We start from the raw sequence: 23080 nt of genomic DNA, 5'->3' as shown, positions 1-23080 counted from the left end.
CACCGGCCCGGCTGCGACCGCCCGGGCAGGAGGTACAGGGTCGAGGAGGACTCATGGGACTGGGATGGTTTGGCGCCCCCGAGCACAACCGTTGGCTGGCGCAGGAGACGCACGCCCTGCTGCGTCTCGCCCGCGCCGCCAAGGTGCCCGCCGGATTCGGGTGGATCGGTGAGGACGGCCAGGTGGACACCAGCCACCCCGTGGAGACCTGGATCACCGGTCGCATGACCTTCGCCTTCAGCGTGGGCACGCTCCTGGGGGTGCCAGGCTGCCGCCGCTACGCGGACCACGGGGTGCGGGTGCTGCGCAACGTCCTGCGGGACCGGGTCAACGGCGGCTGGCACTCGGCGGTGCGCCACGAGCTGGACGAGCAGGGCGCCGGGGTGGCCGTCCAGGAGGGGGCCCGCAAGGAGTGCTACCAGCACGCCTTCGTGCTCTTCGCGGCGGCGGCGGCCACCGCGGCGGGGCGGCCCGGGGCGCACGACCTGCTGGTGGACGCCATGGAGGTGTACGAGCGCTACTGGTGGGACGAGGTGCGGGGCCTGCCGCTGGAGGCCTACAACACCGACTTCAGCAAGGCGGAGGACTACCGGGGCATCAACGCGGCCATGCACACGGTGGAGGCCTTCCTGGTCACCGCCGACGTCACCGGCGACCTCAAGTGGCTGGAGCGCGCCCTGCAGATCATCGACTTCGCCGTCAACCAGCAGGCTCGCGCCCACCAGTGGCGGCTGCCGGAGCACTACGACGCGCGCTGGCGGCCCGTGCTGGACTACAACCAGGACCGGCCCGCTGACCCCTTCCGCCCCTTCGGGGTGACCCCCGGGCACGGCCTGGAGTGGGCGCGGCTGACCGTGCAGGCCATGATGGCCCTCAAGGCCCGCGGCAAGGAGGCCCCCGAGTGGATGCTGGACGCCGCCGAGGCCCTGTTCGACCGGGCCCGCTCGGACGGCTGGCGGGTGGACGGCGCCCCCGGCTTCGTCTACACCACGGACTTCGAGGGGCAGCCGGTGGTGCACGAGCGCATGCACTGGGTGGTGTGCGAGGGCGTGTCCGCGGCGGCGGCCCTGCGCTGGGCCGCGCTGGAGCAGGGGCGCCAGGAGATCGAGCTGGAGCACTTTGAGCACTGCTACCGGGCCTGGCTGGACTACGCCGAGGAGTACCTGATCGCGGAGCCGGGCCGCTGGTGGCACGAGCTGGACCAGGACAACCGGCCCTCCACCCGCACCTGGAAGGGGCACCCGGACGTCTACCACGCCCTGCAGATGACCCTGCTGCCGCGCCTGCCTGTGTGGCCCGCTATCCCGCAGGCGGTGGCGGCCCGGAAGCTGGACGCGCCTGCGCCGGCCCGGCCCTCTGGGGCGCGCCAGGAGGGTGGCCGAAGCCGCCAGTGGGGGTTCTTCGGCTACTGAGCCGAGCAGTCGGGCGGGACCTAACAGCAGGCCGAGCAGGCCAGGTAGCTGGCGCCTGAGCTGAGCGTGCCGCGCGCGCCCGCCAGCGAGGTGCTTCAGGTGCTGACCTGAGTGCGCTGGCAGGTGCCGCCAGAGGGGTGCTTCAGGCCCTGACCTGCCTGTGCCGGGTGCGATCGCCAACGGGGTACCCGGTGGTCAAGCCGCGTGTGCCGCGCGCTGCCGCCTGGGGGCTGGTACAGTGCGGGACTGCTGCCGGGCCCGCCCGGCAGCCTGGGAGAGATGACAGAGCGGCCGAATGTGACGGTCTTGAAAACCGTTGTGCGCCTGGCGCACCGGGGGTTCGAATCCCCCTCTCTCCGCCCTTCTCTCGCGAGACCGGGACATCGGTACCGCGAGACCGGGACATCGGTACCGCGAGACCGGGACATATGGCTCGCGAGACCGGTAAGGACAGCCTTAGTCTGTGGACAACTTGGCTGCCGCTGAGAGGGCGGCGCGTTGGCGCGTGGTTATGCCGACGACGGCGTCCCGGTCCGCTGCTGCTCCGCCCTGCTGACGGCGACCTGTCTCGCTGTTGTCCCGTCTCGCTGCCGCCCCGCCGTCAGTTCACCAAAACTCTGACGAGACGGTAGCCCGTGCCGCATACTGTGACCTAGGTCCTACAGGCCTGAGGCCTGCACCCCGGTGCGGGCCGTTGAGCGAAGGGCTCCAACCAGCCGCCAACGACGTCGCGAGGTCCCCGGATGAGCACGCCCATCACACACGAGTCAACCAGCCACTCCACCGGCAACGAGGCCACCCCACCCACCGGCACCCAGCGCGGGCGCCGCCTGGTGGGCCTGCTGGGCGGCCTGCTGCTGGCAGTCTGCGCCTACTACCTGCTGCCCGCCGACGCCATCGACCAGGTCGTGGCCGCCGCCGGGCCCGAGAAGGCCAAGGGCATGACCGAGCACGGCCTGCGCCTGACCGCCGCCGCCGCGATCCTCATGGGTGCCTGGTGGATGACCGAGGCCATCCCCCTGGCCGCCACCGCCCTGGTGCCCCTGGTCATGTTCCCGCTGCTGCAGGTGGACAGCTTCAAGAACACCGCCGCCCCCTACGCCTCCGGCACGATCTTCCTGTTCATGGGCGGGTTCATGCTGGCCCTGGCCATGCAGCGCTGGAACCTGCACCGGCGCATCGCCCTGCTCACGGTCCTGGCGGTCGGGGTCAGGCCCCGGATGCTGGTGCTCGGCTTCATGGTGGCCACCGGCTTCCTGTCCATGTGGGTCTCCAACACCGCCACCGCCGTCATGATGCTGCCCATCGGCACCTCGATCCTCATGCTTACGGGACAGCTGGCCAAGGGTGGTGGCAAGCAGAACAACTTCGCCACCGGGCTGATGCTGGGCATCGCCTACGCCGCCTCTATCGGCTCGCTCGGCACGATCATCGGCACCCCGCCCAACACGCTGCTGATCGCCTACCTCAAGGAGAACCACGACATCACCATCGGCTTCGGCCAGTGGATGCTGGTGGGGGTGCCGCTGGCCGTCGTCTTCATGCTGCTGGCCTGGTGGCTGCTGACCTACGTGCTGTTCAAGCCCGAGCTGGACGAGATCCCGGGCGGCAAGGAGCTGATCCGCAACGAGCTGCGGGCGCTGGGGCGCTGGTCCAGCGGGGAGGTGGCCGTGGGGATCATCTTCGTGGGCGCCGCCCTGTCCTGGTCCCTGCTGCCCACGCTCCTGCCCGGCTCTGGCGTCAACGACGAGATCATCGCCATGGTGGTGGCGCTGCTGCTGTTCATCCTGCCTGCCCCCGGCCACCACGGTGTGCGTCTGCTGGACTGGGAGACCGCCAAGGACCTGCCCTGGGACGTGCTGCTGCTCTTCGGTGGGGGCCTGGCCCTGTCCTCCGAGTTCTCCAAGCAGGGGCTGAGCCTGTGGATCGGCGAGGGGGCCAAGTCCCTGTCCGCCCTGCCGGTGGTGCTGGTGGTCGCAGCGGTAGGGGTCATGGTGATCTTCCTGACTGAGCTGACCTCCAACACCGCCACCGCCGCCGCCTTCCTGCCCATCATGGGCGGGGTGGCTGTGGGGATCGGGGCGGACCCGCTGCTGCTGGTGGTGCCGGTGGCCCTGGCCGCCACCTGCGCCTTCATGCTGCCGGTGGCCACGCCCCCCAACGCCATCGCCTACGGCTCGGGATACGTGGAGATGGGTGCGATGATCCGCGCAGGTGTGTGGCTGAACCTGGCTGGAGTGGCGCTTATCACCTTGGCTGTCATGCTGCTGGGTGTGCCGGTGCTGGGAATCGCCCTCTAGCTGCTCGACGACGCCGCAGGCCGGTCCCGGGGCTGGTGCCCTGCGGCGCGGGGCGGCTGCGTGGCCCAGTGTGTCTGGGGCCGCACCCCGCCGCGTTTTGCCGTGGGGCGGCTGGACCGGTAGGCTGCTGCTGCTCATGCAGCGCAAGGAGACGTCGCATAGTGGCCTAGTGCGCCTTCCTGCTAAGAAGGTTGGGGATAAAACCCCTCGGGAGTTCGAATCTCCCCGTCTCCGCCAAACGTTGGAATCACAACGAGAATCACCCCAGATGGGGTCCGCTGAGTGAGGCCCCTGGTATCTGCGGCGGGCGCTAGGCTCGCGTCCGTGACTATGGTGGCCTACGGCGAGTAGGGCGTGCGGCGTCGTGGCGCTCCCTGAGCCGGTCGGGTGCGTTAGGTGGGGGTGTGTCGCTCCAGCACGCTTACGGCGCTAACGAGCCGCGTCTTTGGGGGCCGGACTCCCTAGGCGCCGCCGCCGGTCACCTGCCATAGTCCGGGCATAGCCTCATCTCCTGCGCCACCCCACCGCAGGACCGAAGAACGGACTGACATGACCCAGCTCCCCAAGCGGCCGCTCCGCTGCCTGGCAGCCAGCCTGCTCGCTGCCCTCCTGGTGGCGGGTTGCGCTGTCCAGCCCGCCACTGACGGCTCGGCCACCGCCTCCCCGACCGACGCCGGTCTGCCCGAGGCCCCCAGTGGCCAGGGCGACCAGGGCGCCGACGGGCCGCACGCCGCCCCTGACCGCGCCCCTGCGCCCTGGTCGGTCACCGACAGCGCGGACGGCAGGTCCAGCGTCATCGACGTCGACTTCGGCAACGTGACCGCTGGCAGCTACGCCGCCCCGGCACGCGGCCAGGTCATCACCCCCAAGGAAGCTGACGCCGCCACCCCCCTGGTGGTGGTCTCGCACCTGCGCGCGCCGAACTGTGCCGACGGCACCCTGGCCTACCCCTGCCCGGAGGGCGTGGCAGAGAACCGCTACGACCACGGCATGGGCTACCTGGGGGAGGCCCTGGCCGCCGCGGGATACACCGTGATCGTCCCGGACCTGGGCGGGTTGTTCATCGGCGCCGACACCGCCGCGCCCTACGACCAGAAGCAGATGTGGCGGGAGGTGGTCGGCCGGTTCGTGCAGGAGCTGACCGCCCCCGCCGCCGCCCAGGGCCTGGGCGTGGAGCTGCCCGCTGGGGTGGACACCCAGAACGTGGGCCTGGTGGTCCACTCCCGTTCGGGCCAGGTGGTGGCGCCCGCCCAGGAGCTCTTCGGGGCTGCCGCCCTCAAGGCGGTCCTGGCCTACGGTCCTGCATATGACACGGTAGAGCTCTCGGAGATCAGCCCCGCCCCCGCCGACGTCCCTTACCTGGCGGTCGTGGGTGAGGCCGACGCCGACGTCGGCGCCTCCGCCAACCTGTGGCTCGGCCACTACCTCAACCAGCCCCGCCAGCACCCGGCTGCCGTGGCCACCGTGCCCGGCCTGGGGCACATGTACGTCAACCGGACGGCCAGCAGCGCGGGTACGGACGACCGGCTCGGCTGCGACGAGCGGGACTGCCCTGACGCCGCAGCCCACGAGCGGTTGCTGGCCGCCGTCGCGCTGGACTGGCTGGCGGCCAACCTGCAGGGTGCCCAGACGGCCCTGCCCCGCCACTCCGACCAGCCGCTGCCCACCACCCTGGCTGACCTGCCGGTGCGCTGGCTGGCGGCCACCCCCGGGGCGCTGGCCTGGGTCGACGCCGCCCAGTTCACGGCCAGCGGCACTGACAGCGCCCTCCTGTGCACCCACGCTGACCCGATGGACCCCGAGCCCCCGGCCGACGCCTGCCCGGAGCCGGACAGCGGAGTCGTCCAGGTCCTCACGACGGTCAACCGGCTGACGGACGCCACCGCCTCCGTAGAGGTCAGTGGCGCGCGGGGCATGGCCCTGCACGTCTCGCCCTCCGGCACCTACCCCGGACCGGGCTCCGCGCTGACCGTCACGCTCGGGCTGGCCGACGGCGGCGAGTACGTGCAGGTGGTTGAGGCCACGGACCCGGCCTTGCGGAACCGGGCCACGCAGGCGGACAACGGCGTGTACCAGCTCGGCACGGTCCGCCTGGAGCTGCCTGAGCGCGTCACGGCCACGACGGTCACCAGCGTGCGGGTGCAGGCCCTCGATCACCCGGTGGAGCTGCGCGGCGTGGACTTCCGTGGCTAGAAGCGGGCGAGGCGGCGGCGTCGGCGGGCTGTGGGCGGGGGTGCACGACTGACGGTGGCGTGGGCCGTGAGCGCTTAGGGGGCTGGCCGGGGCCGCGGCTGGACAGGCCGTGCTGGGACTGGCCGGGGCCGCGGTCCGTCCCTAGGGCCGGAGGGCGAGCCGGGGCGGGTTTGTGCCACGGTTCACGGCCTGGCGGTTTGGTGGGAAACGTGGACGCGGGTAAAGTCTTCCGCGTCGGAAACGACATGCGCCAGTGGCTCAATGGATAGAGCATCTGACTACGGATCAGAAGGTTGGGGGTTCGAGTCCCTCCTGGCGCACCAACGCCCTGCTATCGGCTGCAACAGTCGGAAGCGGGGCGTTTTCCATTCTCCCGGCTGCTTAAGGCCCGCCAGCGGGTGCGGGTTCAGTCCCGTTGACGTGCTTTCTGGGGGTAGGCGCGGGTTCAGTCTTGCTGAAGCGGGCCGGTTGCGTGGGCGCGGAGTGCGTTGCGCCGATGTGGCTTCGGGCCGCGTCGGGAGCGTGAAACCCGGGCCCGGACCCGTGAAACCCGCGCTCGCACCGGTGAACCCGCGCTCGCACCGGTGAACCCGGGTTATCGGTGTGAATGTGTGTGGTTCGGGTGTGGTGGGGTCGTGCGGTCCGGTGTTGGCTGGGTCGGGTGGGCGTGGGCTGTCCCGGGGGCATTTTGTGGCGCCTGTCTTGGTCTGGTGGGTCTTGTGGTGCCTGGGTGGGCGCGTTTTGTCACTGGTGGAGGCTTAGAGCACTTCCCGGGTGCTGGGGTGGGGGAGTTTTTGGCTTGATTCCGCGGTGGTTGAAGGTTCAGTGGTCGGTGCCAGGGCTTCTAGCCCTCCGCCAGTGACAGCTCCCGCGCTGCCCAGCCCACCAGGGGCAGCCGGGGTCGTGCCCGTAGGACGAGCCGGAGCCGCATTCACCTGATACTGCCCACCTCTTGCAGTCAGGCCGCCCGGCGCTCTAGCCTGACCCCCATGCGCATGATGCTTGTCTTTGTCTGAAGGCGCTCCGGCACGTCCGGACCGCCGCCAACGCCCTCGCTGCCGCTAAGGCCGACGGCGTGACCTAAGCGCACCCCAGCCAGCTGAGCCCTGCTCGCGCCCGGGTGCGGAAAAGCCAAGGACCAGTAAGGACAGTTATGCCCGCCACCCCCGGAACAAGTACGCCCAAGACACCACCCGTGCCCCCGCAGGAGGACACTGCCACCGACGCCACCACGGCCGACGGCAAGACCAGCGCCGTCACTGACGGCAAGACCAACGCCACCGCCACGGGCCGCAGGGCCGCAACCACCGCCCCGGGCACCATGCTCGCCCGGGACTCCGCCCAGGTGCCTGCCGCCGTCGGAGCGTCCCCCGAAACCCCCGAGACCACCAGCGCCGCCACAACCTCCCCAGCCCCCACCGCTATCCCCCTGGCGTGGATGCCCAGCCGTTGGCCCGGCTTCCTGCTGGTGCCTGAGCAGCCCGTCCCGGCCCTGACCGCCGCCTTCGCCAACCGCCCCTCGGCCTGGTTGCGGGCGCTGCTGCGCGCCTCCGCCCCGACGCTGCTGGCCGCGGCCCTGATGAGTTCCTTGGGCTACCTGGTGGCGGCCTTCGTCCCACCCGTGCTGGGCTGGCTGGTGGACAACGGCCTGGCCCACGGCCTGAGCGCCCGGCTGTGGCCGGGCCTGGCCGCCCTGGTCGGGCTGATGCTCCTGGGCGTGCTGGCCAGCGCCTCCGGCGAGGTGCTGGGCATGGGTGCCTGGAACCAGGGCTGGCAGCCCACCGCCCGCGGGGTGGCCCACCGCCTGGGCCGTTACCCGCGTGCCGTCACCCGGCAGATCCCCAGCGGCGACGTCGTCTCCACGGCGGTCTCGGACTCGGACTGGCTGGGCGCGCTGCTGTTCTTCCTCATCAACGTCACCGGCTCCCTGGTCTCCACCGTGGTCGTCGGCGTCCTGATGATCCGCCTGGACCCGGCCCTGGGGGCGCTGGTGCTGCTGGGCCTGCCGCTGGTGCTGCTGGGGGTGGGGGCCCTGGTCCGGCCCCTGAACCGCCGCATGTCCGCCCAGCGTGAGGAGCAGGGGCGGCTCACCACCGTCACCACCGACGTCGTGGCCGGGCTGCGGGTGCTGCGTGGGATCGGCGGCGAGGACATCTACTCCCAGCGCTACGCCCAGCAGTCCGCCCGTGTGCGCGACGCGGGCTTCCAGGTGGCGCGTACCACGGCCGCCCTGGCGGCGATCCGCAGCGGCGCCCCGATGCTGCTGACCGCCGTGGTGGTGGGGGCCACCGCCCAGGCGGCGCTGAGCGGGCGCATCAGCGTGGGTGAGTTCGTGACCTTCTACGGCTACACCACCTTCCTGATCTGGCCGCTGGGGGCGCTAGCGGACCTGATGCAGTACATGACCCGCGCCTGGGTGGCCGCCAAGAAGACCACCCAGGTGGCCGCCGTGGAGCCCCTGGTCTCTGACGACGCCGTGCGGCCCGGCACCCGCCTGGACCCGCGCGGTGACCTGCTGGACGCCACCACGGGGGTGCGTCTGCGCGGCGGGCTGATGACCGCCCTGGTCTGTGCCCAGCCCGCGGTCTCTGCCGCCCTGGCGGAGCGCCTGGGCCGCCCCGACGACGAGGCCGCGGTCACCCTGGGCGGCACGGACCTGCGCCACGTGCCTCTGACGGAGGTGCGCTCCACGGTGCTGGTATCCGGGGCGCACGCGGAGGGCTTCGCCGGGCCGCTGGCCGCGGAGGTGCTGGGGGAGGCGGTGCCGCTCGCCCCGCAGCGGGAGCTGGCCACGCTGATCCCCCAGTACTGCGGGGCGGTGCGCGACGAGGCGGAACAGCTGCCGGTGGAGCTCACTGACAGCCAGCGGCAGACGGCGCAGCGTGCGCTGCACGTGGCCGCCGCCGGGGACGTGCTGGACTCCTTGGGGGGCCTGGAGGGGCAGCTCACGGAGAAGGCCCGCAACCTGTCCGGGGGGCAGCGCCAGCGCCTGGCCCTGGCCCGCGCGGTGGCCCGCCGCAGCCCGGTGCTGGTGCTGGTGGAGCCCACCAGCGCCTTGGACTCGCACACGGAGGACCTGGTGGCGCAGCGGCTGCGCGCGGAGCGGGCAGGGCTGACGACGGTGCTGGTCTCCACCTCCCCGCTGCTGCTGGGGCGCTGCGACGAGGTGGTGCTCCTGGAGCCGGGCGGGGAGGGGCCGCCCCGCGAGCTGGCGCGCGGCACCCACCACCAGCTGTCGGCCCTGGCGGCCTACACCGCGGTGGTGGGACGCGGGGCCGAGCCAAACCAGGCCGTTGCACCGCTTGAGGGAGGTCAGGCATGAGCACCAAGAGGCTGCCGGTGGCTGACGGCCCCGCCGTCCGCCGTCGTTTCCTGAGCCTGCTGGCGGAGCACCGGCGCGCCGTCGTCGTGGTGGCGCTGGTGCAGCTGGCGGCTGCGGTGACCGCGGTGGGGATCCCCCGCCTGCTGGGTGCCATGGTTGACGCCGTGTCCGCCGGTGGGGCGGGTGCCGCCAGCCAGCTGCGGGTCCTGATCGTCCTGGTGGTGGCCCTGGCAGCAGGCAACGCCGCCCTGACCGGCCTGGGGGAGTACCAGGCGCGGGTCCTGGGGGAGCGGTTGTTCTCGCAGATGCGTGAGCGGCTGGTCCACACGGTCATGCACCTGCCGCTGAGCGTGGTGGAGGCCGCTGGTACCGGTGACCTGCTAGGGCGCACCAGCCATGACCTGGACTCGATCCGCCGGGTGGTGCAGCGCGGGATCAGCCAGGTGGTGGTGATCGCCCTGACTATCGGCTCGGTGGTGGTGGCCGCGCTGCTCACCTCACCGCTGCTGGGGCTGGGCATGCTGACGGCGGCCTTGGCGGTGCCGGTGGTGCGCTGGTACCTGCGCCGCGCCGTGCCCGCCTACCAGGCCATGAACGCCCTGTGGGCGGAGGTCAACGGCGCGATCGCGGAGACCGGTGAGCAGGCGCAGACCGTGGACGCCCAGGACCTGGGGCGGCGTCGCAACCAGGTGACGGACCGCCTGATGGCGGAGGTCTGGCAGGCGGAGCGCTACACCATGTGGCTGCGCTGCCTGCTGCTGGGGGCCTTGGAGGTGGCCTCGGCCCTGCCGCTGCTGGCGACCCTGGTGTGGGGTGCCTGGCTGCACGGGCAGGGCCAGGTCAGCCTGGGGGCGGTCACTGCGGTGGCCCTGTACTCGGTGGCCCTGCGTGGGCCGGTGCACGAGCTGACCTTCTGGGTGGACTCCTTGCAGACTGCCTCGACGGCGCTGGCCCGCGTGGTGGGGGTGGAGCTGGTGGAGCCGGACCGGCAGCCCACCTGCGCGCACGCCCTGCCGGCGCCGCCGCGTCTGCGCGGGGTCTCCTACGCCTACCGGGAGGGACACGACGTGCTCCACCAGGTGGACCTGGAGCTGGTGCCGGGGGAGCGCCTGGCGGTGGTGGGGCCCTCAGGCTCAGGCAAGTCCACCCTGGGGCGGCTGCTGGCCGGGGTGCACCCGCCGACGGCGGGGCGGGTGACTGTGGGCGGTGGCTCTGCGGACGGTCCTGGCGCCGACGGCCAGGACGCGGGCGGCCAGGGCACAGGTGACCAGGGCACAGACGATCAGGGCGTGGACCTGACCTCCCTGACCGAGGCGGCGCTGCACCGGCAGGTAGCCCTGGTGACCCAGGAGCACCACGTCTTCGCGGGCACCTTGGCCGACAACCTGCGGGTGGCCTGCGCCACGGCCACGGATGAGCAGCTCAACGCGGCGCTGGACGCGGTGGGCGCGCTGCCCTGGGTGGCGGGGCTCTCGGACGGGCTGGAGACGCTGGTCGGGGCCGGGGGCGTGCCCCTGGACCCGGGCCAGGCCCAGCAGGTGGCGCTGGCCCGCATCGTGCTGCTGGACCCCGGCACCCTGGTTCTGGACGAGGCCACCAGCCTGCTGGACCCGGCGGTGGCCCGCTCGGCGGAACAGGCCCTGGACGCCGTGCTGGCGGGGCGCACCGTGGTGGCGATCGTCCACCGCCTGGACACCGCCGCGGCTGCCGACCGGGTGGCCGTGGTGATCGACGGGCGGATCGTGGAGGTGGGTACCCACGCCGAGCTGGTGGCCGCCCGGGGCGAGTACCACCAGCTGTGGGAGGCCTGGACCAGCCACTGAACGGTGGGCCGGTCCCTGGGCGCAGGGGTGCGTCAGGCGGGGCTGCAGGCGGGGTGGCAGGAAGGGGGGCCAGCTCTCCTTGCAGCCCCGCCTGCAAACCTTGCAGCGCATTGCAAAATTGACCGCCGTGACGTAGTCTCGGCTGATCCCTGGTAGTGAGAGGGCGCACACTCCCCGGTGCTTCCTCCTCTACCGGTTTCCCCGCGTTGTGACGAAGGAGTCCGAAGGCTTATGCGACGTTTGCGAACCCTCCTGTCCGGGCCTGCTCGGCGGCCAGGGCTGGCTCGTGCCAGCGCGCTGCTCAGCGCCGCCGCCCTGGCCCTGACCGGCGTCGTCACCTCCACCACGGCCACCAGCCCCGCCCGCGCTGAGGACGCCATCAGCTCGGTGACGCTGGTGGGCAGCCTGCAGAACGAGCTGGGCTGCGCGGAGGACTGGGCCCCCGCCTGCACCACCACAGCCATGACCGACCCCGACGGCGACGGCGTCTACAGCTACACCGCCGACGTTCCCGCCGGGAAGTACGAGATCAAGGTGGCCCTCAACGGCACCTGGGACCTGTCCTACGGCAGGAACGGCGCCGCAGGCGGGGAGAACATCCCCGTGACGCTGGCGGGCCCTGCCAAGCTGACCTTCACCTGGGACCGCACCAGCCACCGCCTGGGCCTGCGCGCCGCGGAGCCCACCGGCGCCTACACCGCCGCCGACGACGCCCTGGTGGCCGCCCCCGTGCGTCAGGGCATGAACGAGCACTTCTACTTCGTGCTCACCGACCGCTTCGCCAACGGCGACCCCAGCAACGACCAGGGCGGCCTGACCGGCGGGCCCGGCGTCACCGGCTTCGACCCCACTAACGAGGGCTACTACCACGGCGGCGACCTGCGCGGGATCATCGACAAGCTGGACTACATCCAGTCCCTGGGTACCACCGCCGTCTGGCTGACCCCCTCCTTCACCAACCAGCCGGTGCAGGGGGAGGGGGAGAACCAGTCCGCTGGCTACCACGGCTACTGGATCACCGACTTCACCAGCATCGACCCGCACCTGGGTGGCAACGCCGCCCTGGCCGAGCTGCGTGACGCCCTGCACGCCCGCGGCATGCGCCTCTACCTGGACATCGTCACCAACCACACCGCGGACCTGATCGACTACCAGGAGAAGACCTACACCTACGTAGACACCGCCACCAAGCCGTACAAGGACGCCTCCGGCCAGGTGGTGGACGTCTCCGCCCTGGCCAACACCGAGCCCTTCCCCACCCTGGACGCCGCCACCTCCTTCCCCTACACCCCGGTGCGCCGCGGCCAGGTCGTCCCCGAGGCCCTAAACGACGTCACCCTGTACCACAACCGGGGCGACTCCACCTGGGCGGGCGAGTCCGTGACCATGGGCGACTTCGTGGGCCTGGACGACCTCATGACCGAGAACCCCAAGGTGGAGCAGACCTTTGAGGAGGTCTACAAGGCCTGGATCGACTTCGGGGTGGACGGCTTCCGCATCGACACCGCCAAGCACGTGAACTTCGAGTTCTGGCAGCAGTGGACCAAGGCCATCGACGCCCACGCCGCCACCAAGAATCCCGGCTTCTTCACCTTCGGTGAGGTCTACGACGCCGACGCCACCAAGACCAGCCCCTACTCGCGCCGCACCGGCATGGACGCCACCCTGGACTTCGCCTTCCAGGCCAGCGCCCTGGGCTTCGCCAAGGGGCGGCCCACCAACAACCTGAGCAAGCTGTTCAGCACGGACGACTACTACACCACCGCCCACTCCTCCGTGTACGCCCAGCCCACCTTCCTGGGCAACCACGACATGGGCCGCATTGGCTACCTGCTGGCGGGCGGGGCCGGCTCCGCCGAGAACCTGCAGCGTGACCAGCTGGCCCACTCCCTCATGTACCTGACCCGCGGCCAGCCGGTCGTCTACTACGGCGACGAGCAGGGCTTCGCGGGCACCGGCGGCGACAAGGCCGCCCGCCAGGACATGTTCGCCACCCAGGTGGCCGCCTACGCCAACCAGCCCCTGGTGGACGGCAGCAACGCGGGCGCCACGGAGCGCTACTCCACCGCCACCCCGCTCTACCAGCACATCTCCGCCCTGGCTACGCTGCGCGCCAGCCACAAGGCCCTGGCCTCCGGCAGCCAGGTGGAGCTCTACGCCCACGACGACGCCGGGGTCTACGCCCTGGCCCGCGTGGACCGCACCGAGAAGACCGAGTACCTGGTGGCCCTGAACAACTCCACCGAGGCCGCCACCGCAACCTTCAGCACCCTGACCCCCGGCGCCACCTACACCGCGCTCCACGGTCGCAGCGAGAGCCTCAGCGCCGACGCCGCTGGCTCCGTGACCCTCACGGTCCCGGCCCTGTCCGCGGTGGTCCTCAAGGCGGACCGGCAGGTGGCCTCAGGCAGCCCGGAGGTCACCTTCACCACCCCGGCGGGCGCCGACCTATCCGGCCCCACCGCGGAGGTCGCCGCCACCACCACCGCCCACCGCTGGGCGGAGACCACCTTCTCCTACCGCCCCCTGGGCACCAGCCAGTGGACCACCATCGGCACCGCTGAGGACGACACCCCGCGCGTCTTCGCGGACCTGTCCGCCCTGGCCACCGGCACCGTCCTGGAGCTGCGGGCCGTGACCGTGGACGCCGCAGGCGGCAAGGCGGCCGTGTCCACCACCGCCGTCGTGGGTGCGGACCTCACCGGCGTGGCCCCACCGGCCCCGCCCGCCGCCCCCATCGACGGCCTGGAGGTGACCGTCCCCGGCAGCCACAACACCGAGATGGGCTGCGGCACCGACTGGGCCCCGGACTGCAAGGAGGCCCGCCTCACCCAGGACCCTGAGTCCAGGCTCTACACCGGCACCTTTGAGATCCCCGCCGGGGAGTGGGACTACAAGGTCGCTATCGGCGGCTCCTGGGACGAGAACTACGGCGCGAACGGCGTCGCGGGCGGCGAAAACATCCGCTACCGCTCCCCGGGCGGGAAGGTCACCTTCTTCTACGACGCCCGCAGCCACCGTGTGTGGAACAACGCCACCGACCCGGTCATCACCCTGCCGGGCTCCTTCCAGAAGGCCCTGGGCTGCACCCAGGGTGACGGCAACTGGCAGCCCGCCTGCCTGGCCAGCGTCATGACCCCTAACGGTGACGGCACCTGGACCTTCCGCACCGACCAGATCCCCTCCGGCTCCTACGAGGTCAAGGTGGCCCACAACCAGTCCTGGGACGAGAACTACGGGGTCGACGGCGTCAAGGGCGGCCAGAACTACTCCTTCTCCGTCACCGGCGGCAAGGAGGTCGTCTTCACCTACACGTTGGCCACCCACCTGCTCAAGATCGAGGCGGCTGACCCGCCGCTGCCCGGCGCCGGCGAGCAGCGCGCCTACTGGGTGGACGAGCAGACCCTGGCCTGGCCGGTCTCCCTCCTGCCGGAGGGCGTCACCCGCGAGCAGGCGGTAGCCTCCGGCAACGCCGGGCTGAGCTGGAAGCTGGTCGCCTCCAGCGACGCCAGTGCCGTCGCCACTCCGGAGGGGGTCACCGGCGAGGTCACCAGCACGGACCTGACCGTCACCGGCGACCTGCCGGAGGACGCCGTCAAGGCCCGCCCGAACCTGCTGGGCTACATCGCCCTGAGCACCGGTGGCGTCCTGGACCGGGCGGCCGTGGAGAAGGCCCTCAGCGGCCAGCTGCTGGTCACCCAGACCAAGGACGCCAAGGTCCAGGCCGTCACCGGCGTGCAGACCGCGCCCGTGCTTGACGCCCTGTACGCCCAGGCCGCGGGCCAGGCGCCCCTGGGAGTCACCTGGGACGGGGAGCGCCCGGACTTCGCCCTGTGGGCCCCGACCGCCCAGGCCGTCACCCTGCTGACCTGGGAGACGGGCCAGGCCACCGGCTCCGCCCCCCTGGCCGCCGGTGACGCCGTGCGCCACGAGGCCGTGCGCGGCCAGGACGGCCGCTGGACCGTGGCCAACACGGACGGCAAGATCACCGCTGGCAGCCAGTACCTGTGGGAGGTCAAGGTCTACGCCCCCACCACCGGCAAGGTTGAGGTCAACACCATCACCGACCCCTACTCGGTGGCCCTGACCGTGGACTCCACCCGCTCGGTGGCCGTGGACCTGGCCCACCCGGAGCTGGCCCCCGAGCAGTGGCGCAGCGCCCAGGCCCCCGCCGTCGTCAACGACTCCGCCCGCAGCATCTACGAGCTGCACGTGCGGGACTTCTCCGCCGGGGACCAGAGCGTCCCCCAGGAGGAGCGGGGCACCTACCTGGCCTTCACCCGCAGCGACTCCCAGGGCATGCAGCACCTGAAGGCGCTGGCGGAGGCCGGGATCAACACCGTGCACCTGCTGCCCACCTTCGACATCGCCACGGTGCGCGAGGACCGCAGCCAGCAGCAGACCGCCCAGGTGCCCCAGGCTGGTCCCGCCGACGAGGCCCAGCAGGCGGCGGTGGCCTCCACCGCGGAGACCGACGCCTACAACTGGGGCTACGACCCCTACCACTACTCCGCCCCGGAGGGCTCCTACGCCACCGACGGGCACCAGGACGGCGGGGACCGCACCTACCAGTTCCGCCAGATGGTGGGGGCGCTGCACGCCACCGGCCTGCAGGTGGTCCTGGATGAGGTCTACAACCACACCACCACCTCCGGGCAGGCGCCCACCGCGGTGCTGGACCGGGTGGTGCCCGGCTACTACCAGCGCCTCAACGCCAAGGGCGCGGTGGAGACCTCCACCTGCTGCTCCAACACCGCCACCGAGAACGCCCTCATGGAGCGGCTCATGGTGGACTCGGTGGTCCTGTGGGCCAAGCAGTACAAGGTGGACGGCTTCCGCTTTGACCTGATGGGCCACCACTCGGCAGGCACCATGCAGCGGGTGCGTGCCGCCCTGGACCAGTTGACCGTGGAGGCTGACGGCGTGGACGGCAAGGCCATCTACCTGTACGGCGAGGGCTGGAACTTCGGTGAGGTCAAGGACGACGCCCTGTTCCCGCAGGCCCGCCAGGGCCAGCTGGACGGCACCGGCATCGGGTCCTTCAACGACCGGCTGCGCGACGGCGTGCACGGGGGCGGCCCCTTCGACGCCGACCACCGCGTGAACCAGGGCTTCGGCACCGGCCAGTACACCGACCCCTCCGGCCTGTCCGGCCGCACCGAGGAGGAGGAGCGGGCGAGCCTGCTGCACAACACGGACCTGGTCAAGCTGGGCATGGCGGGCAACCTCAAGGACTACGAGCTGGTCACGGCTGACGGCTCGGTGAAGAAGGGCTCCGAGCTCGACTACAACGGCCAGAGCGCGGGCTACGCCAGCCAGCCGCAGGAGAGCGTCAACTACGTGGACGCCCACGACAACGAGACCCTCTACGACCTGGGGGTCTACAAGCTGCCGGTGGGCACCTCCATGGCCGACCGGGTTCGCATGAACACGGTCAGCCTGTCCACGGTGGCGCTGGGCCAGTCCCCGGCCTTCTGGGCGGCGGGCACCGAGATCCTGCGCTCCAAGTCCCTGGACCGGGACTCCTACAACTCCGGCGACTACTTCAACGCGATCGACTGGAGCGGCCAGGACAACGGCTTCGGCAAGGGGCTGCCGGTGGCGGGCCCGAACAAGGCCAAGTGGGAGCTCATGCGGCCCCTGCTGGCCGACCCGTCCCTCAAGCCCGGCCCGGCGGATATCGCGGCCTCCAAGGCCCAGGCGCTGGACCTGCTGCGCATCCGCAGGTCCACGCCGCTGTTCTCCCTGGGCTCGGCCGAGCTGGTCAAGGCCAAGGTGACCTTCCCCGGCTCCGGGAGCCACGCCCAGCCCGGCGTCATCAACATGCTGGTGGACGACCGGCCTACCGCAGAGCGCTCCGCTGACGGCGACGTCGACCCCAGGCTGGCGGGCGTGCTGACGGTGGTCAACGCCTCCGCCAAGGAGACCACCCAGACCCTGCCGGAGCTGGTGGGCCGCCGCTTCACCCTGCACACCGTGCAGCTGGAGGGCGCGGACGAGGTGGTCAGGTCCGCCACCTTCGACCTGGCCACCGGGACCGTGAGCGTGCCCGCGCGCACGACCGCCGTCTTCGTGGAGGTCCAGGAGGGTGGGCAGGCGGCCCCGCAGCCCACGCCCACCCCCACGCCGCTGGCCACCGCCCCCGGGACCCCGCTGGCCACCGCCCCGGCCACCCCAGGTGTGGGCGCCCCGGGCCAGTCCGGCAAGCCGGGTAAGGGGCTGCCGGTCACGGGTGCGAACGTGGTCGGGCTGCTGCTGGTGGCGGGTGGCCTGGTGGCCGCCGGGACGCTGGCGGTGCGACGGCGGCGCCGGGCCTGAGCCCAGGTCGGCGGTCCGCGGGCCGTCTGGTACGCCTCGGCGCGAGCAGGGTGGTTGGGAACCCTGCTCGCGCCGCGGTGTATATGTCGGCAAGGCTTATAGGTGCTTCAGGCACAGTCCTGTTTTGGCGCAGAACTATGCGGTTGTAACGAGTTACAGCTTGTTGCAGGCGGTGTTGCAGGGCGTTACCTTGTTGACGATCCCGTTACCCCAACGGGTTTGCACAAGGTAGTTCGAGGAGGAACTATGCCCTTGCCCGCTCCCAAACCGCCAGCAGGGTCCAGGCGACGCACCCGCGCCGTCAGTGGCCTGCTGGCTCTCTCCCTCAGCCTGCTGGGCGCCGTCGTCGTACCCGCGGCGCAGGCTCAGCCGGCAGCCTCCCCAGGGGCGACGGCGGTGGCCGCCACCCCGGAGGTCTCCCGCGCCGGAGGCGTGACCGCCACCCTGTTCCAGTGGCCGTGGAAGGACGTCGCCGCCCAGTGCACCAACGTGCTGGGCCCCGCTGGCTACGCCTACGTGCAGGTCTCCCCGCCCCAGGAGAACATCACCGGCTCCGAGTGGTGGACCAGCTACCAGACCGTCTCTTACAAGATCGGCAACAAGCTCGGCTCCGAGGAGGAGTTCAAGCAGATGGTCAACGCCTGCCACCAGGCGGGCGTGAAGGTCATGGCCGACGCCGTCATCAACCACATGACCGGCCGTGACATGGACAAGAACCGGGGCGGCAAAGGCACCCTGGGCAGCTCCTTCGAGTGGCACCGCTACCCCGGCATCTACGAGGCCGACGACGACTTCCACGCCTGCCGCCAGAACATCACCGACTACGGCAACAAGGAGAACGTCCAGAACTGCGACCTGGTGGGCCTGGCCGACCTCAACACCGGCAAGGAGTCCGTGCGCCAGCGCATTGCTGACTACCTCAACTACCTGACCGTCGACCTGGGGGTCGACGCCCTGCGCATCGACGCCGTCAAGCACGTCTCCGCCGAGGACATGGCCGCCATCACGGCCAAGCTGACCAGGCAGGACGTCTACATCCAGCAGGAGGTGATCGGGCACGCCGGGGAGGCCGTCTCAGACACCGAGTACACGGCTATCGGCAAGGTTGACGAGTTCGAGTACGGCCACCGCCTGCGCCACGCCTTCGCCGAGCGCCTGGCGGAGCTCAAGCACCTGACCGAGGGCGAGCAGATGCTCCCCGCCGAGCGGGCCCACGTCTTCATCGACAACTGGGACACCGAGCGCGACGGCGGCTCCACCATGACCTACCACTGGGAGAGCGTCTACACGCTGGGCAACGTCTTCATGCTCGCCCACCCCTACGGTGACGTGAACGTCTACTCCGGCTACCGCTTCAACAAGGACAACCAGGCGTCACGTGACCAGGGCGCCCCCCAGGACGGGCAGGGCAAGGTGCTCACCCCCCGCTGCCAGACCGAGGAGGGCGTCGGCTACGGTGACGGCGTCTTCACCTGCGTGCACAGCTGGCAGCCGGTCACCGGCATGGTCGGCTTTCGCAACGCCGTCGGTGACGCCCCCCTGCGCAACTGGTTCGACGACTCCAACCGCCTGGTGGCCTTCAGCCGCGGCGACCGGGGCTTCGTCGTCCTGAACAACTACGGCGAGGCCCGCACCCGCGAGCTGGCCACCGGCCTGCCCGACGGCACCTACTGCGACGTCGTCAGCGGCGGCGTGCGTGACGGCGCCTGCGTGGGCACCACCGTGGAGGTCAAGGCCGGTAAGGCCAGCCTCAACGTCCCGGCCCAGGGCGCCGTGGCCATCCACGTGGCCCCCGGCTCCCTGCTCAAGGCCGCCGACCCCGCGCCCGTGAGCACCATGCGGGTCTACCTGGAGGGCACCGGCTGGAGCGAGGCCAACATCCACTACCAGCTCCCTGGCGGCTGGACGGAGTCCCCCGGCCCGGCCATGACCGCCTCCGCCTGCACCGGCTCCTTCTACGCGGACGTCGCCAACAACGGCCAGGACGTCGTCGGCCTGTTCAACCGTGGAGGCCAGGACTGGTACAAGCAGAGCGGCGGCGGGGACTTCACCTGGCCCGCCACCGCCCGCTACATCACCGTCAAGGACGGTGTCGCCACCCCCTCCACCACCAGCCCCTGCGCCGCGGACCTGGCGGACGAGCCGCAGCCGCCAGCCACCGAGCCCCCGGCCGCGGAGGTCATCACGGTGGCGGGCAGCTTCCAGGCCCAGGCCGCCTGCCCCGACACCGTGGGCCAGGGCGGCAACTGGGAGCCCGGCTGCACCGCCACCCGCATGACCCAGGCCGCAGCTGACCCCGACACCTGGACCTACACCTCACCCGCCCTCAAGCAGGGCAGCTACCAGGCCAAGGTCACCCACGGCGGCAGCTGGGCCGAGAACTACGGGGTGGACGGCCAGGCCAACGGCAGGAACTACGAGTTCACCGTCCCCGAGGGGCGGACCGTCACCTTCACCTACCACCGCAGCACCCACCGGCTGGAGGTCACCGTGGAGGGCGTGGCCCCCGGCAACGGTGAGCTGCGCGCCTACTGGGTGGACGAGCAGACCCTGGCCTGGCCGGTCTCCCTCCTGCCGGAGGGCGTCAGCCGTGACCAGGCGGTCGCCGCCGGGAACGCGGGCCTGAGCTACCAGCTCGTGGCCTCCCCCGACGCCACCGCCCGCGTCGTCGGCGGCCAGGTGACGGGCACCGTCTCCACCACCGCCCTCACGGTCACCGGTGACCTGCCGGAGGCCGTCACCAGCGCCCGCCCCAACCTCAAGGGCTACGTCGCCCTGAGCACCGGCGGCTCCCTGGACCGGGCCGCCGTGGAGAAGGCCCTGAGCGGCCAGCTGACCCTCACCCAGGTCAGGGACGGCCAGGTCGTGGCCGCCACCGGTCTGCAGACCGCCCCGGTCCTGGACGCGCTCTACGCCCAGCAGGCCGCCCAGGCCCCCAAGGGCGTCAGCTTCACGCAGAGCCGGCCCTCCTTCGCGCTGTGGGCCCCCACCGCCCAGGAGGTCAGCCTGCTGAGCTGGGACGCTACTGGCGCCGGTGAGCCCACCAGCCACCCGGCCACCCGGCAGGCGGACGGCCGCTGGACCGTGGACAACGCCGACGGCGCCGTCGCGGCCGGCTCCCAGTACCTGTGGCGGGTCAAGGTCTACGCCCCCACCACCGGGCAGATCGAGACCAACGACGTCACCGACCCCTACTCCGTGGCCCTGACGCTGGACTCCCAGCGCTCCGTGGCCGCCGACCTGAGCAGCGCGGACCTGGCCCCCCAGCAGTGGCGGGACGCCCGCGCCCCCCAGGTGCGCAACGACTCCGCCCGCAGCATCTACGAGCTGCACGTGCGCGACTTCTCCATCGCGGACCAGACCGTCCCCGCTGAGGACCGCGGCACCTACAAGGCCTTCACCCACGCGGGATCCGCGGGCATGAAGCACCTGCAGGCCCTCGCCAAGGCGGGCATGAACACCATCCACCTGCTGCCGGTCAACGACATCGCCTCCATCCCGGAGAACCGTGCCGACCAGCGCAACCCGGAGGTGCCCCAGGCCGGTCCCGCCGACGAGGCGCAGCAGGCCGCCGTCACCGCCGTCGACACCCAGGACGGCTTCAACTGGGGCTACGACCCCTACCACTGGATGGCCCCGGAAGGCTCCTACGCCACCGCCGCCAACCAGGAGGGCGGCAAGCGCACCTACGAGATGCGCCAGATGGTGGGGGCGCTGCACGCCACCGGCTACCAGGTGGTCCTGGACCAGGTCTACAACCACACCTTCGCCGCCGGGCAGGACTCCAAGAGCGTCCTGGACCGGGTGGTGCCGGGCTACTACCAGCGCCTCAACGCCCAGGGTGCGGTGGAGACCTCCACCTGCTGCTCCAACACCGCCACCGAGAACCTCATGACCGAGCAGCTCATGATCGACTCGGTGCTGTGGTGGGCCAAGCAGTACAAGATCGATGGCTTCCGCTTTGACCTGATGGGCCACCACTCGGCAGGCACCATGCAGCGCCTGCGCGCCGCCCTGGACGCCCTGACCGTGGAGGCCGACGGCGTGGACGGCAAGGCCGTCTACCTGTACGGCGAGGGCTGGAACTTCGGGGAGGTCGCGAACAACTCGCTGTTCACCCAGGCCACCCAGGGCCAGCTGGACGGTACCGGCATCGGCACCTTCAACGACCGGCTGCGCGACGGCGTCCACCACGGGCTGCTGGCTGGCCGCCCCCAGGACGCCAGCTCCAAGGAGCTGATCGAGGTGGGCCTGACCGGCAACCTCAAGGACTACGAGTTCGTGGACGGGCCGCACCGCTGGACCGGTGGGCAGGTCCGCTACGGCGACGGCAAGGCCGGTTACGCCAGTCAGCCCCAGGAGAGCGTCAACTACGTGGACGCCCACGACAAGGAGACGCTGTACGACACGGCGGTGCGCCACCTGCCGGTGGACACCCCCATGGACCAGCGCATCCGGCTCAACACCCTGTCGCTGGCCACCACCGCCCTGGGCCAGTCCCCGGCCTTCTGGCACGCGGGCACGGACATCCTGCGCTCCAAGTCGCTGGACGTGGACTCCTACAACTCCGGTGACTGGTTCAACGCGATCGACTGGTCGCTGCAGGACAACGGGTTCGGCAAGGGCCTGCCGGTGGCGGGCAAGAACCAGCAGGACCACTGGGCCGCCCAGCGGCCGCTGCTGGCCAACCCGGCCCTCAAGCCCAACGGAGAGCAGATCCGCCAGGCCCACGCCCAGGCGCTGGACCTGCTCAGGATCCGTTCCACCACCCCGCTGCTGACCCTGGGCTCGGCCGACCTGGTCAAGGAGAAGGTCAGCTTTGTGAACCCCGGTCAGTCCCAGGCCAGCCCCGGAGTCATCACCATGCTGGTGGACGACACCAAGGGGAGTGACGTGGACGACACCACCAAGCGGGTCGTCGTGGTGCTCAACCTCAACGACCACCAGGTGACCCAGACGGTGGCGGGTGCTGCTGGTGGGGCCTTCGCCCTGCACGGGGTGCAGGCCGGTGGGGCCGATGCGGTGGTCAAGGCCGCCCGCTTCGACGCCGGGGCAGGCAGCTTCACGGTGCCCGCCCGCACGGCCGCCGTCTTCGTGGAGCGGCAGGAGCCCCCCCAGGCTGAGCCGGAGGGCACCAAGCCCGCCTACGTGGCCGCCGTCGAGGCCAAGGGCAACGGCAAGTTGCTCTATGGTGACTGGGACGGTGACGGCGACGACAGCTGGGCTGTGCGTGTGGGCACCCGCGTGGTGTTCTATGCGGACAACCGGGTGGACGCGCCGGTGTACGCCTCGATCTCGCTGGGGCGCAGCACCGACCAGGTGCTGGTTGGTGACTGGGACGGTGACGGGTATGACACCCTGGCGCTGCGCCGGGGGACCACGGTGCTGACCCAGAAGAAGCTGACGAGCACGTCCACCGAGCGGGTCAAGGTCGAGGGGATCACCCGGACCAGCCCCCTGCAGGTGGTCAAGCGGGTGCCCCCGGAGCAGGACACCATCGCGGTCAGGCCCTGAGCGGTTAGGACAGGTCGGGCCCCGGCAGTAGCGTTCTGCGCTGGCTGAGGTACAGGTCCGAGCCGGTTAGGGATGGGTCCCGTGCTGCTGTGCAGCACGGGACCCATCTCGTCGTGGTCCTGTGATGCTGCTGCGGGCGGGGCGTGATACGGCCTGGTGGCTGCCTGCTGCTTGGGTTTGTGTGTGTTTTCGATGGCT

General features: G+C 71.3%; 7 protein-coding genes and 3 tRNA genes. All 10 read left to right on the top strand.

The features are described from left to right. The first annotated feature begins 53 nt into the window (after nucleotides 1-53). The 10 genes from JG540_RS09670 (at nucleotide 54) to JG540_RS09625 (ending at nucleotide 22882) form a co-directional block, all read left to right on the top strand. Nucleotides 54-1412 (top strand): AGE family epimerase/isomerase, encoded by a 1359-nt coding sequence (locus JG540_RS09670; RefSeq protein ID WP_200275653.1) that lies wholly within the window; start codon nucleotides 54-56, stop codon nucleotides 1410-1412. A 273-nt stretch (nucleotides 1413-1685) separates the two neighbouring features. Beyond that, a tRNA-Ser gene (locus tag JG540_RS09665) sits at nucleotides 1686-1771 on the top strand. A gap of 384 nt (nucleotides 1772-2155) precedes the next feature. Next, nucleotides 2156-3712 (top strand): SLC13 family permease, encoded by a 1557-nt coding sequence (locus tag JG540_RS09660; protein ID WP_200275651.1) that lies wholly within the window; start codon nucleotides 2156-2158, stop codon nucleotides 3710-3712. A 147-nt stretch (nucleotides 3713-3859) separates the two neighbouring features. Beyond that, nucleotides 3860-3949, top strand: a tRNA-Ser gene (locus JG540_RS09655). Nucleotides 3950-4261: 312 nt separating this feature from the next. After that, nucleotides 4262-5905, top strand: a complete 1644-nt coding sequence (locus tag JG540_RS09650) for a dienelactone hydrolase family protein (RefSeq protein ID WP_200275649.1) — start codon at nucleotides 4262-4264, stop codon at nucleotides 5903-5905. Nucleotides 5906-6152: 247 nt separating this feature from the next. Beyond that, nucleotides 6153-6228 (top strand) — tRNA-Arg (locus tag JG540_RS09645). Nucleotides 6229-7058: 830 nt separating this feature from the next. Continuing rightward, nucleotides 7059-9227: an ABC transporter transmembrane domain-containing protein gene (locus JG540_RS09640; RefSeq protein WP_200275647.1), complete on the top strand. Its 2169-nt coding sequence runs from the start codon at nucleotides 7059-7061 to the stop codon at nucleotides 9225-9227. Then, a complete protein-coding gene (locus JG540_RS09635) occupies nucleotides 9224-11050 on the top strand; it encodes an ABC transporter ATP-binding protein (protein WP_200275645.1) in 1827 nt (608 codons plus the stop codon). The genes JG540_RS09640 and JG540_RS09635 overlap by 4 nt, the downstream gene beginning before the upstream one ends. 231 nt (nucleotides 11051-11281) lie before the next feature. After that, entirely contained in the window at nucleotides 11282-17368 is a 6087-nt protein-coding gene (gene pulA, locus JG540_RS10680) for a pullulanase-type alpha-1,6-glucosidase (RefSeq protein ID WP_200275644.1), read from the top strand. 246 nt (nucleotides 17369-17614) lie between these two features. Next, nucleotides 17615-22882, top strand: coding sequence for an alpha-1,6-glucosidase domain-containing protein (locus tag JG540_RS09625; RefSeq protein WP_200275643.1), 5268 nt, complete (start codon nucleotides 17615-17617; stop codon nucleotides 22880-22882). Nucleotides 22883-23080: the final 198 nt, after the last annotated feature.

The organism is Actinomyces weissii, assembly GCF_016598775.1.
Lineage (GTDB): Bacteria > Actinomycetota > Actinomycetes > Actinomycetales > Actinomycetaceae > Actinomyces > Actinomyces weissii.
This window is presented reverse-complemented; position numbering and strand designations above follow the sequence as displayed.